Raw genomic sequence first — 11,873 nt, 5'->3', positions numbered from 1 at the left:
CGAAGGCCTGCGCGATCACCGCCGGGTTGTACCGGAACGTCGGGGTCAGCACCGAGGTCCCGAGCTGCAGCCGTTCGGTGCGCTCGCCGACGGCGGTCATCCACGCCAACGAGAACGGGGCGTGCCCGCCGTTGTGCCGCCACGGCTGGAAATGATCCGACACCGTCGCCGAATCCATCCCGTGCGCCTCGGCCAGCACGCCCAGCTCGACCAGCTCGCGCGGACCGAACTGCTCCGCCGACGCCTTGTATCCCAACTTCAGCATTACCGTGCAACCTCCGAACAACGTGGTGCCAGCGAAACGATCACGCACAATCGCGCAAATCCTGCACGAAATCATGCACACTGAGCGCAGACAGTGTCAATATCCACGCAAAGGTGTGTCGCTCCGTGCGTTATGGTCGTGCACCGACCCCGACCACGGCGTCCGAGTACCCAGAAAATCGAGTGCCCACAGCCCTAGGAGCAATCGTGTCAGCGACCGCACGGCGACGTGAGATCTTCCACCGAATCCTCGCCGACGGATATGTCGATGCGAAGACCCTCTCGGCCGATCTCGGTGTCGATGCATCCACGATCCGCCGCGACCTCGATTCGCTCGCCCGCGAAGGGAAGGTCGAGCGCACGCACGGGGGCGCCCGAGCGGTCGAGGGCGCAGGTCTCGAGGTGCCGTACGCCCTCAAGAAGGACGTGCGCCGCGAGGAGAAGGTGGCGATTGCGGCAGTAGCGGCCGCCATGGTGTCCGATGGGGACAGCGTGGTGCTCGACAGCGGATCCACGACCTACGAGGTGGCCGTGGCACTGCGGCACAAAGCGTCGCTGACGGTCCTCACCAACGACCTACGTATCGCGAAATACGTTGCGGCATTTCCCGACGTCCGGCTCCTCGTGTCCGGAGGCGAGCTCCTCGGTTCGGTGTACACCCTGGTCGGCGATCATGCCGTGCAGTTCCTCTCGGACTACTCCGCCGACTGGGCGTTCCTCGGCGCCGACGCTGTGCACCCCGCTGCCGGCATCACCAACACCAACACGCTGGAGATCCCGATCAAGCGGGCGATGATCCGATCGGCCGAGAAGACGATCGTCGTGACGGATCATTCGAAGTTCGGAGAGCGCGCGCTCGCCCGAGTCGCGAGCCTCGACGAGGTCACGTGCATCGTCACCGACGACGGTCTCGACGAGGAGAAGCGGGCAGCCTACGGCGACCGACTCGTGATCGCTCCGAACTCTTGACATACAACCATTCGGTTGCACATTTGGAAATGTGAGCGGAGACGACGAGGACCGGGCCGATGCCCTGTTCCACGCACTCTCCGACCGGACCCGACGCGACATCATGCGACGAGTCCTGGCCGGGGAGCACTCGGTGTCCGCTCTCGCAGCGAACTACGACATGTCCTTCGCTGCAGTGCAGAAACACGTCGCCGTGCTGGAGAAGGCCGGTCTACTCGTGAAGCGACGCAGCGGTCGCGAGCAGTTGGCCAGTGGTGACGTGACGGCAGTGCGGTCGGTGGCGTCCATGCTCACCGAGCTGGAGCAGGTCTGGCGCGGTCGCATCGCACGCATCGACGAACTCATCGCATTCGAATCCCCCGAGGAAGGCTGAGAAATGCCTGTAACCGACGTCCGGCACGACTCCGACAAGTTGACCCTGACCATCACCGCCGAGTTCGCCGCCCCGGTGTCCCGTATCTGGCAGGTCTACGCCGACCCCCGTCAGCTGGAGAAGATCTGGGGACCCCCGACCTTCCCCGCGACGGTGGTCGACCACGATCTGAAGCCCGGCACCCGTACCACCTACTTCATGACCGGTCCCGACGGCGAGAAGTACGCCGGCTACTGGGACATCACGGCCGTCGACGAACCGACGAGTTTCTCGTTCCTCGACGGTTTCGCAGAGCCGGACTTCACCCCGAAGCCGGAGCTGCCCGTCTCACGCAGCGTCTACAACTTCGAGGAGTTCGAAGGCGGCACGCGCGCAACCTATGTCAGCACCTACGAGAGCGCCGAGGCGCTCCAGCAGGTACTGGACATGGGGGTGGTCGAGGGCGCCTCGTCCGCCATCAACCAGATCGACGCATTGGTAGCGGAGCAGTAGCACCGAGCCGAACCCCGGTCCGTGCGGAGAAGAAGTACACCTCGTCGGGTTTCGGGATCACGTGGATCTCGGAACCCGACGAGACGGGCACATGCCGATCCCACCGGACGACGATCCTGTCGGCATCTCCGTCCACGGTGTCCTTCGGCACCGCGTACACGAACGACTCGGCACCGAGTTCCTCGACCAGGACCGTCCGTAGCGACCAGGAGTCGGATCGCCACGCCCCCACGGTCGTCCACGATTCCGGACGGACCCCGATCACCACGCGATCGGAATCCACCGAACGCGGAACGCGGATTCGCAGCGCTCCGAGTTCGGCGTACCCGTCGTGTACAGCTGCCTCGACGAGGTTCATCCCCGGCGACCCCACGAACCCGGCGACGAAGGTGTTCACCGGCTCGTCGTACAACTTCCGAGGCGACGCAACCTGCTGAAGGCGGCCGTTCTCCAGGACGGCGACACGATCTCCCATCGTCATCGCCTCGACCTGGTCGTGGGTCACGTACACGGTGGTGGTGCCGAGCGACCGCTGCAACTCGGCGATCTGCGCGCGGGTGCTGACCCGCAGTTTCGCATCGAGATTCGAAAGCGGCTCGTCCATGCAGAACACTGCCGGGTGACGGACGATCGCGCGCCCCATCGCGACACGCTGACGCTGACCACCCGACAGCTTTCCGGGCTTGCGGTCCAGCAGTGATTCCAGTTCGAGCATCCGGGCGGCTTCGAGCACTCGGGCCGTGCGCTCGTCCTTCTTCATCCCCGCGTTCTGCAGAGCGAAAGCCATGTTCTCCGCCACGGTCATGTTCGGGTAGAGCGCATAGTTCTGGAAAACCATCGCGACGTCACGGGCCTTCGGTGGCAGTCCTGTGACGTCACGACCACCGATCTCCACGCGCCCGGAGTCGACCGCCTCGAGACCGGCGAGCATGCGCAGGCTCGTCGACTTGCCGCATCCCGAGGGCCCGACGAGGACGAGGAATTCCCCGTCCTCGATGTCGAGGTCCAGTCGGTCCACGGCAGGACGATCGGCACCGGGATACCGATGGGTGACGTTGCGGAAGGCGATGGCAGCCAATGGTGTTCCTTCTACTTCAGGTTGGGGGTGATCTGCCTGTCGACGACCGCCTGCAGCTGCTGCTGCACGTCGGCGAAGGTCGTTGCGACGTCGGCGTTCTGCAGTGCGATCCGTTCCAGGCCGGTCCCGATGATCTGATCGCCACCGGGGACGAACACCCGGGCGTAGTCCTGGGAGCGCGTGACGGCCAGCTGGTCGACCGCGGTCCGTGCGTTGGGGTTGTCCTCGAGGTACTCCTTCATGGCGGGGTTGTCCACCGCGGACTTCCGGACCGGCATGTAACCGATGTTCTGTGAGAAGTACGCGGTGTTGTCGCCGTTGGTGACGAACTCGACGAACTTCAGGGCATTGCGCTTGCGTTCGTCGGAGATACCGGACGGAATCGCCAGACCCGCACCACCGGTGGGGCATCCCGCGACGCCTTCGGGAGCCGGCAGGAAGGCCGTCCCGAATTCGAAGGACGCGTTCTGCGTGATACCCGACAGGTCTCCCGTGGACGCGATCGTGGAGGCGATGAGACCGGCGGAGAAGTCGTTCGCGATATCGGTCGTCACCGCGGCGTACTTCTTGTCGTGGATCATGCGCTTCAGGAATTCACCTGCCGCAATTGTCTTCTCGTCGGTGAACTTCAGGTCCCATCCGTCGGAATAGGCACCACCGAAGGTCCAGATCGGGCCCTCGAAGGTCCATCCGAGGTAATCCTTGGCGTTGCCCCAGCCGTGCGCGAGCCTGCCGTCGCCGACCACCCCCTGGATGCGGGGACCCCACTCGTCGAACTCCTCCCAGGTGTCGGGTCCGCGATCGGGAAGTCCGGCCTGCTGCCACACCTGCTTGTTGTAGTAGAACAGCGGAGTCGACCGCGCGTACGGAAGAGCGAAGTGACTCCCCTCGTAGAGATAGTCCGCGAGCAGGGAATCGACGTAGTCGCCGGTGTCCACTCCCACCTCGCGGAACAGATCGTCGAGCGGGGTGATCGCACCGGTGATCGCATAGTTGAACCACCACACGTCCGACAGCACGACCACGTCGGGCAGGTCGCCGCCGGAGAGCGCGGCGTTGAACTTCTGTGAGACCTCCTCGTAGTTCTTGCCACCGTCGATGAGATCGACCGTGATGCCCGGGTTCGCGTCCTGGAACCGCCGGATCAGCTCCTTCTCCACGTCCTGGGATTTGCCGGGGTGGTTGGACCAGAAGCTGATCCGCGATGCATCGCCGGATACCGATCCCGTTCCCGAAGTCTGGGACGAGCCACCGCCCGTCCCTGCACATGCGGTCAGCGCAGCGCTCGCAGCCACGAGACCGGTCAGCCCGAGGAAACGACGCCTGTCGATGTTCCTGATGTCCATTCCCAGCTCCCTGAGGATTCAGCCCTTGACCGCACCGGAGGTGAGGCCCTTGATCATGTGCTTTTGCAGCACAAGGAAAATCACGAGAATCGGCAGCATCGCGAGCACGGTGCCGGCCATGACCGGACCCCAGTTCGTGACACCGTCGTTGTTCTGGAGTTGTGTCAGCCCGATCGGTAACGGCGCAACGGATGCGTCGTCGGCCATCAGGAACGGCCATAGATACTCGTTCCACTCGTTCACGACGGTGATGAGCGCGAACGCGACCATGGTCGGGCCGGATACGGGGAGGACCACGCGCCACAGCAGCCGGAACGGGCCCGCTCCGTCCATCCGTGCGGCTTCGATGATCTCGGCCGGAATGGACAGGAAATGGTTGCGCATGAGGAACGTTCCGAAGGCCACGCCTGCCAACGGCACGATGATGCCCTGGAAGGTATTGCGCCAACCCCAGTCCGCGACGAGCGCATAATTGGAGATGACGGTGATCTGGTTCGGCACCATCAGCGCGGCGATGATGCCGAGGAAGACGATGTTCTTGCCGGGGAACCGCAGGAACACGAGACCGAACGCACTGAACACTCCGAGGACGAACTTCACCGTCGCCAGTATCGTCGTGATGACGATCGAGTTGCGCAGGAACAACCCGAACGGCACAGATTCGGTTGCCTCCGTGTAGTTCTGCGGATGGAAGACGCTCGGCCACCAGGTCACCGGCAGCGTGTAGATGTCGGGCCGCTCCTTGAACGATGTCACGACAATCCAGTACAAGGGCAGAGCCACCACCAGCAGCACGAGCACCATGGCGACATAGGCCAGAGCCGTGACGGCGCGCTCTCGTCTTCGGTGCGAACGCGTTTCGTCCGCGGGTGCGACCAGGTGCACGACAGACTTCTCCGCGACAGCGGTCACGAGTGACCTCCTCGGTCCATGATGCGCACCTGATAAACGGTCACCGCGAGCAGTACCAGGAACATGATGGTGGCAACGGTGGCGCCGTAGCCGGCACGGAAGTTGCGGAACGACTCGTCGTAGATCTGGTAGACCATCGTGGTCGTGCCGGTCCCCAACGGACCCCCACGAGTCATGACGTTGATGATGTCGAAGACCTGGAACGAATTGAGCAGCACGGTGATCGACAGGAAGTAGGTGGTGGGCCGCAATTGCGGAAGGACGACGCGCCGGAAGGTCGTCCCCCGGGAGGCACCGTCGATGGCGGCGGCTTCGCTCAACTCGGGCCGGAGTCCCTGCAGTGCAGCGAGATAGATGACGAAGGTGTAGCCGAGGTTCTTCCACATGTACGTCAGGGTCACCATCACCAACGCCCAGTTGGGGTCCTGGTAGAAGTCCGGCGTCGGAATTCCCACCCGGGTCAGGACGTCCTGCACCAGACCGAAGTTCGGATCGAAGACGAACTGGAAGGCGATTCCGACGGCTGCACCGGAGATGACGAACGGTGCGAACAGCGCCGACCGGACGAGATTGCGTCCGTGGAGCCTACGGTCCAGAAGCAGTGCGAGCCCGAGTCCCAGTGCCATCGAACCGGCAACGGTCGCCACGGTGAACACGATGGTGTTGCCGACGATCTCCCAACTGTCGGGACGCGTGAACCATTCTCGGTAGTTGGCGAGTCCGACGAAGGTCGAGTTCGGGCTCGCGATGTTCCACTCGAAGAAGGAGAGCCGGATGTTGTCGGCGAGAGGCCGGTAGGTGAACAGGATCAACAACGCGAGATTGGGCCCGACCAATGCCGCGAAGAGCGCGTAATCGCGCCACGGGCGGTGGCGGAGGCCGCGTTCGTGTTGCGGCAGGGTTCGTTCCGGACTCGGTGACACCGGAGCAGTGTGTGCCGACAGAACGAACCATGGGTTACGAAAGGGCGACGCCCCCTGCTATTCCGGACGAACGTTACGAACCGGAAGCAGGGGGCGTCGGAGATGTGCGTCGGTGTCAGAGATTCCAGTCGCCGAGACCGTCCCAGCCGTTGAGGGTTCCACCGGCCGTGTTCTGCACGATCACCGGGTCGCCCTTCTTGGCGTTCTCGTAGAACCACTTGCCGTCCTCGGTGCTGACATTGAGGCAGCCGTGGCTGACGTTGGTGTTGCCCTGCGCGCCGACCGACCACGGTGCGGCGTGGAGGAAGATGCCGCTGTTGGACATCCGCGTCGCGTACTCGACGTAGGTGCGGTACCCCTCGGGGCTGTCGACGGGAACTCCGTAGGTCGACGAATCCATGTACATGTCGCGGTACTTCTCACCGACGATGTACGTGCCGTTGGGAGTGTCGTGGCCGGGCTTGCCGAAGGACGTCGGCATGGTGCGGACGACCTCCCCGTTGCGGGTGACGGTGATGGTCTTGGTGTTGTTGTCGGCGACCGTCACCAGGGCATCGCCGATGGTGAACGACGACTGCGCGTCGCCGGCCTTCACGGTCACCGCGGTGTTCGCGGGCCAGAACTCGAACGGCTTCCAGCGGACCTGCGTGTTCGACGCCCAGTAGAAGTGCCCGTCGACGGGCGGCTGCGTGGTGATGCGGATGGCGCGTTCGGCGGCTGCACGATCTCCGACGGCCTCGTTGAAGCGGATGATGATCGGCTGTGCGACACCCACCGTCTCCCCGTTCGAGGGGTTGACGGACGGAGCGGAGAACGGGGCGGCCGGCTCGGGAGCGAGCTGGGGCGGAAGCTGCGGCGGCGTCACCCCGGGCGGCGTGAGTCCTTCGATCAGCTCCTGGACGCTCGGCACCTCGGGCCCACCGGGCCACAGTGGTGCCGCGCTCGCAGGACCGGCGGTGGCCAGTGCCATGGCGGCTGCGCCCACGAGTGCAGCACCGATCCGCGCAGATCGGCGGCCCGTGCGGCGACGGTTCGACAAAGCTCGCTTTTCGAACATTCCACAACCCATCGTTCAGCGGTGCGCCGCGCCTTATTTCCCCTGCGCGGCGTGCTCGTACCCGTTCATTAGATACAGGACGGTTACGGACGGGCAATTCGAATGCGGGCCGTCCCGGCGTTTTCCCAGGTCAGCGAACCGAATGGTCTATTACGAATGCAGACGGCCACGGCGCGGGTGAACGGATTTCGCCCGCGCCGCAGACCGGCGGTCACACCATTTCGGGGACGTCGAGGTGTGCGATCGCGAGTTCGAACTCACCGGTGTCGAGAACCGTGGCACCCGCCGCCCGGGTCACCTCGGCACGGATACCGTCAACGGGTTCCTTGTTGCGGTCCATCGCCTGGGCGCTGTCGAACGTCAGCGAGGACACTCCGCGACCGCGGGTGCGGTCGATCATCAGGCTGGCGCTGCAGAAACCCTCGAGTTCCTCCATCCTGGGCAGCGCCGCCATCTTCCACATGTCCGCGCCACGCTCCAGCTGGGCAGGATCGAGCTCTACCCACGTGACACGGCAGCAGGACCCTCGGCTCGCATGGTGATCGCGGTGCATCACCGCGATCTCCCAATTGGCCACGTCCGTGGTGGCGTGGAACATCCGGGCCGCCTCGTCCCGGAGCATGCGGGCCATGCCTTCGCTGGAGCGCAGCACGTCCCCGTCCCGCCAGGAGCTGGTAGCGATGCATCGGCCCGAGCCGCGGTCGATCAGCAGGGACAGCCCCAGGCAACCGTCGATGTCCGCCAGGGCAGGCATCACGATGTCGCGTACGTGCTTGATCCCGGCGTCGATATACGACGGATGCGCATGAATTGTGGTGGAGCGTGCAAACACGATCGGCACCCCTCTCCTCAGGGCGGCGCCGACACGGCGTCGCCGGTCGTTTCGGCGCGACCCCCCACCCGAAACCACCCGTGTTCACACTGCTCCCCTACTCGGCCGTAGGCAATAGACGACCGGTCTGCGTCTGCCATCCTCGAAGGGTGGCGGCGTCGAGCGGTATCGACCGCATCGGTCCCGGCGACCTGACCGAACTCGTCTCGGACGTGGGACGGGCACCTCTGAATGTCGGTGCTGCGATCTTCTTCGCCGGTGAGAACCTGCGTGATCCGACGACACTGATGGTGGTGCTCACCGAACGACTCGTCGGGATCCGCCGGCTGCGGCAATGCCTGATCGAGCCGGCGCTCGGGCTCGGACGTCCCTACTGGATCGACGACGACCACTTCGACGTCGATGCCCACTTCTCACAGGTGCGCTGCCCCGCTCCCTGCGACAGGGACGCCGCACTGACGCTCGCCGTGGACGCGGTCACCCGTCCGTTGTCTCGATCCCGACCGTTGTGGCGCGCGGTTCTCGTCACCGACATCGCGGACCCGAACGGGCACACGGCGTTGGTGATGGTGCTGCACCACGTCCTGGCCGACGGGATCGGTGGTCTGGCGATCCTGGCGCATCTCGTCGACGGCGCGGACAGCTCACCGCCCCTGCGCGAACAGCGCACATCCGGGCAACCGAATGCGCGAGAACTTCTCTACGACAACGTGGTCGGTCGTCTGCACACGCTCCGCCGGGCACCGCGGGCCGTCGCACGCCTTCCTGCCGCGTGGGCGGAACTCGGGCGAGGCGCCGGCGGACGTGCCCCGCGTTGCTCGCTCAACGCGCCCACCGGTGTTCGTCGTGCGGTCGGGACCGTCGAGGTGAAGCTGGACACGGTCCGCCGAGCGGGACGCCGATGGGACGCGACGGTCGACGACGTGCTGCTGGTCGCGGTCGGTGGTGCCCTCGGCACGATTCTGCACAGGCGCGGCGAGTTCCCGCCCGACCTGGTGATCTCGGTACCGATCTCCGCCCGCACCGCCGACACGAGTGGGCAGCTGGGTAATCGCGTCGGTGTCATGCCCGTCCGGGTACCGCTGGACGGGACCCCGGAGGACCGGCTGGTATCCGTCTCCCGCATCACCCGACTGCAGAAGACGAACGTGCGAGGATTGTCCGCCGAGCTGCTGGGTCCGGTCTTCCGCGCGCTCGCGGCCACGGGGATGTTCCGTCGGTTCGTGGACCGGCAGCGCCGGGTCAATTCTTTCCTGTCCGACCTGCCGGGACCGCCGTCGACGATCACCGTGGCCGATGCACCCGTCACGTCGATCGTGCCGTTGATCGTCAGCACGGGAAACGTCGCTGTCGCCTTCGCCGCACTGTCGTATGCCGGCACGCTGACGGTCGCGGTCGTCGTCGATCCCGACGTCGCCCCCGAGGTCCGCGACCTCACGGAGGCCGTGCGGGAACAGTTCCGCTCGATCGTCGCCTCCGCACAGTGACCGCGGGTCGCTCCGATGTGACGGTCGGGAATCGAGGAGCGGGGTACCTTGCTGGGCATGTCGGAGGAGATCGCCGAGATCCGTACCCTCGCCGATGCGCGGAAGGTATTGGCATCGCAACCGTTCAGCGTCCTGATCGGAGCTCGTCTGACCGAATACGAGCGCGGCCGGGCCGTACTGGAGATACCTCTCAGGGAGGAACTGCTCCAGCAGTTCGGCTTCGCGCACGGAGGGGTTCTGGCCTACGCGGCCGACAATGCACTCACGTTCGCCGCGGGCACGACCCTCGGCCCGTCGATCGTGACGACCGGTATGAGTCTCGACTACCTGCGGCCCGCCGGGGGCACGCTCCTACGCGCGGTCGCCACCGTCGTCAGCAACAGTCGCAGGCAGGCGTTGTGTCGTTGCGAGATCTACGCCCTCGCGGAGGACGGCGCGGAGAAACTGTGTGCCGCAGCGCAAGGAAGCGCTCGCGTGATCGACCTGAACGGGTGAGCGACGGAACCACCGCATGAAGGTCAGTCGGGTTGGGGTCCGAGTTCGACGATGCGGGCGGCGATCGTCGCCACCGGCACATTCGATTCCTGCGACAAGGCGACCATCATCGCGAAGGCACGATCGGCGTCCACGGCGAAACGTTCCATGAGCATGCCCTTGGCCTGGCCTATGAGATCCCGGGATGCGATTGCCGAGTGCAACTGCATCTGCCGACGACTCGAGACGAAAGCGATCGCGGCGTGGGCTGCGAGCACCTCCCCGATGTGAATCGCCGCCTCGTCGAAGGCATTCGCTTCGGCGGAGAACAGGTTCAGCGCTCCGGCCTGCATGTCGTGGGTATAGAGCCGGAACGACACGACGCTGCGTACCCCGGCTTCGACGGCTGCAGGCGTGAACATGGGCCAGCGCGACTCGGTGGCCAGATCGTCACTGCGGGTGAACACCGTGTCGACAGCGGAATCGACGCACGGCCCTTCTCCGACCCGGGCCTGCAATGCATCGATCTGTGGCGGCAACTGTGACGTCGCTGCGTGCGATTCGAACTTTCCGCGACCGGTGATGACGAGGACATCGGCACTGTCGGTGCCGGGAATCAGTTCCACGGCGGCGGTCGTGATCCGTTGCAGAGTCGTGTCGAGATCCGTACCCGCGCCGTCGAAGGACCGCGCGAGCTCGGCCATCGTGCGGCTCAGACGGTCGGGGTCCAGGTCGGCCATGAGGCACACCTTCCGAAAGGTCGGTGCGCTCGTCGGAGGCACCGATGGAAACAGCAGCATCGGCGCCGTCACAGCGACACCGAGGTCGGGGACCACCAGCCTATCCGGGTCGTCGGTCCGGACAAGGGCACAGCGGCACATGCAGAGACGCTCGGGACCTCGGTCCGGCGTTCAGGTGAGTCCGAAGATCCTGGCCAGGCGCGCATCGGAGTCGTACAGAGCGTCGGTGTCGAAGGTGGAGGCCGAACTGAGCACCTCGTTCGCGCCGGTGGAGGCGATCAGCTTCTCGAGCCCCTCGGCCACCTGATCCTCGGTTCCGGCCAGCGAACCCTTCGCGGTCTCGTCGACGATGCGGCGGCGACGCTCGGTCATCGGCTGCCGGCGGATCTCCTCGACCGGGGACAGCGGCGGAAACGCACCCGCTTCGCGCGAGACGGCCATCGCCCAGGCCTCCGGAAGCTGCAACTCCCGAGCTTCGGCTTCTGTATCGGCGATGAGGATGTCGAGGCCGACGACCACATAGGGCTCCGCGCCGGGTGTGCCCGGGCGGAAGTCGGCGCGATAACGATCGAACGGTTCCGATCCCTGCCGTAGAAGAGGCCCGGCGACGACGACGGGCAACCCCAGACGCGCTGCCAGTCGCATGCCCTGCCCTGTGCCGAGGACGAAGATCGGAGGCGGCTCGGACAGCCGCGGACGCACGGTCAGTTCGGCGGTGCCGTGCAGATAGCCGCGCAGTTCCTCGATGTCGGCGGCGAAGTCGTCCGCGTCGGCCTTGTGAGTACGCAGCGCATCGCGCACGGGTGCGGTGAATCCGAGGGAACGACCGACACCCAGATCGATTCGTCCCGGGTGCATCGCTTCGAGCATCGCGAACTGTTCGGCGACGACGAGCGGTTGGTGATTGGGCAGCATCACCCCACCCG

General features: G+C 65.3%; 14 protein-coding genes. 5 read left to right on the top strand and 9 right to left on the bottom strand.

Annotated elements, in window-relative coordinates; all coding sequences use genetic code 11:
• On the bottom strand, positions 1-265 hold a 265-nt coding region (locus B9C99_RS24980; protein WP_143543607.1), incomplete at its 3' end, for an LLM class flavin-dependent oxidoreductase.
• A 206-nt stretch (positions 266-471) separates the two neighbouring features.
• On the opposite strand from B9C99_RS24980, the gene B9C99_RS24975 reads away from it, so the two are divergent.
• The 3 genes from B9C99_RS24975 to B9C99_RS24965 are packed head-to-tail and all read left to right on the top strand — an operon-like array spanning position 472 to position 2,098.
• Positions 472-1,233, top strand: a complete 762-nt coding sequence (locus B9C99_RS24975; protein WP_088899736.1) for a DeoR/GlpR family DNA-binding transcription regulator — start codon at positions 472-474, stop codon at positions 1,231-1,233.
• A 31-nt stretch (positions 1,234-1,264) separates the two neighbouring features.
• Positions 1,265-1,606 carry a helix-turn-helix transcriptional regulator gene (locus tag B9C99_RS24970; RefSeq protein WP_016693669.1) on the top strand — a complete coding sequence of 114 codons (342 nt, stop codon included), beginning with the start codon at positions 1,265-1,267 and terminating at the stop codon, positions 1,604-1,606.
• A gap of 3 nt (positions 1,607-1,609) precedes the next feature.
• A complete protein-coding gene (locus B9C99_RS24965) occupies positions 1,610-2,098 on the top strand; it encodes an SRPBCC domain-containing protein (protein ID WP_088899735.1) in 489 nt (162 codons plus the stop codon).
• On the opposite strand, the gene B9C99_RS24960 is transcribed toward B9C99_RS24965, so the two are convergent.
• From B9C99_RS24960 to B9C99_RS24935, 6 genes are all read right to left on the bottom strand, one after another.
• Entirely contained in the window at positions 2,064-3,176 is a 1,113-nt protein-coding gene (locus tag B9C99_RS24960; protein ID WP_006553670.1) for an ABC transporter ATP-binding protein, read from the bottom strand. The two genes, B9C99_RS24965 and B9C99_RS24960, sit on opposite strands and share 35 nt — an antisense overlap.
• A gap of 11 nt (positions 3,177-3,187) precedes the next feature.
• Positions 3,188-4,516 carry an ABC transporter substrate-binding protein gene (locus B9C99_RS24955; RefSeq protein ID WP_039585301.1) on the bottom strand — a complete coding sequence of 443 codons (1,329 nt, stop codon included), beginning with the start codon at positions 4,514-4,516 and terminating at the stop codon, positions 3,188-3,190.
• Between the two features lie 24 nt (positions 4,517-4,540).
• Positions 4,541-5,407, bottom strand: a complete 867-nt coding sequence (locus B9C99_RS24950; RefSeq protein WP_228045187.1) for a carbohydrate ABC transporter permease — start codon at positions 5,405-5,407, stop codon at positions 4,541-4,543.
• 23 nt (positions 5,408-5,430) lie between these two features.
• Entirely contained in the window at positions 5,431-6,357 is a 927-nt protein-coding gene (locus B9C99_RS24945; protein ID WP_024102126.1) for a carbohydrate ABC transporter permease, read from the bottom strand.
• Between the two features lie 115 nt (positions 6,358-6,472).
• Entirely contained in the window at positions 6,473-7,414 is a 942-nt protein-coding gene (locus B9C99_RS24940) for an Ig-like domain-containing protein (protein ID WP_088899734.1), read from the bottom strand.
• Between the two features lie 211 nt (positions 7,415-7,625).
• Positions 7,626-8,255 (bottom strand): hypothetical protein, encoded by a 630-nt coding sequence (locus B9C99_RS24935; RefSeq protein ID WP_088899733.1) that lies wholly within the window; start codon positions 8,253-8,255, stop codon positions 7,626-7,628.
• 140 nt (positions 8,256-8,395) lie between these two features.
• Here B9C99_RS24935 and B9C99_RS24930 point away from each other — a divergent pair, with 140 nt between their 5' ends.
• Together B9C99_RS24930 and B9C99_RS24925 are read left to right on the top strand one after the other, a co-directional pair.
• Entirely contained in the window at positions 8,396-9,733 is a 1,338-nt protein-coding gene (locus B9C99_RS24930; protein ID WP_088899732.1) for a wax ester/triacylglycerol synthase domain-containing protein, read from the top strand.
• Positions 9,734-9,790: 57 nt separating this feature from the next.
• On the top strand, positions 9,791-10,228 hold the full coding sequence (locus B9C99_RS24925; RefSeq protein WP_088899731.1) for a PaaI family thioesterase: 438 nt from the start codon (positions 9,791-9,793) through the stop codon (positions 10,226-10,228).
• A 23-nt stretch (positions 10,229-10,251) separates the two neighbouring features.
• Here B9C99_RS24925 and B9C99_RS24920 read toward each other — a convergent pair whose 3' ends face one another.
• Together B9C99_RS24920 and B9C99_RS24915 are read right to left on the bottom strand one after the other, a co-directional pair.
• Entirely contained in the window at positions 10,252-10,947 is a 696-nt protein-coding gene (locus B9C99_RS24920; protein ID WP_088899737.1) for a GAF and ANTAR domain-containing protein, read from the bottom strand.
• A gap of 171 nt (positions 10,948-11,118) precedes the next feature.
• Positions 11,119-11,873 (bottom strand): MsnO8 family LLM class oxidoreductase (locus B9C99_RS24915; protein WP_216359325.1); only part of this gene is annotated, 755 nt, incomplete at its 5' end.

It is taken from the genome of Rhodococcus sp. BUPNP1 (assembly GCF_002215235.1).
Lineage (GTDB): Bacteria > Actinomycetota > Actinomycetes > Mycobacteriales > Mycobacteriaceae > Rhodococcus.
This window is presented reverse-complemented; position numbering and strand designations above follow the sequence as displayed.

Coding starts and splice junctions, on each gene's coding strand:
- B9C99_RS24925 (WP_088899731.1), top strand. CDS start 9,791: ATGTCGGAGGAGATCGCCGAGATCCGTACCCTCGCCGATGCGCGGAAG.
- B9C99_RS24940 (WP_088899734.1), bottom strand. CDS start 7,414: ATGTTCGAAAAGCGAGCTTTGTCGAACCGTCGCCGCACGGGCCGCCGA.
- B9C99_RS24965 (WP_088899735.1), top strand. CDS start 1,610: ATGCCTGTAACCGACGTCCGGCACGACTCCGACAAGTTGACCCTGACC.
- B9C99_RS24920 (WP_088899737.1), bottom strand. CDS start 10,947: ATGGCCGACCTGGACCCCGACCGTCTGAGCCGCACGATGGCCGAGCTC.